Annotated in this window: 1 protein-coding gene; it reads left to right on the top strand. The window is 67.6% G+C overall.

Annotated features, from left to right (window positions below; translation table 11 throughout):
- On the top strand, positions 1-162 hold a 162-nt coding region (locus GTY47_RS41850; protein WP_078602723.1), incomplete at its 5' end, for an alpha-amylase.
- Positions 163-219 lie beyond the last annotated feature (57 nt).

The following is a 219-nucleotide window of genomic DNA, read 5'->3' as shown; positions in this document are numbered from 1 at the left end:
GACTGGCACGAGTCGGTGCCGGTGCGCGACGAGCTCACCGGCGAGACCTATCACTGGGGCAGGGCCAACTACGTGCGCCTCGAACCGGGCCATAGGCCCGCGCACGTCTTCTCGGTTCTGCGACCGTCCACCCCGCAGATCGGAGGGTCACCCACAACATGATCGTCAACGAACCCGTGCCGGACACCTTCGAGGACACTCCCGCCAGGGACCGGGACC

Origin of the sequence: Streptomyces sp. SID5464, from assembly GCF_009862985.1 — a bacterium.
Classification (GTDB): Bacteria; Actinomycetota; Actinomycetes; order Streptomycetales; family Streptomycetaceae; genus Streptomyces; species Streptomyces chartreusis_D.
The sequence above is the reverse complement of the archived record's forward strand: the minus strand, read 5'-3'. Positions and strand labels throughout refer to the sequence as shown.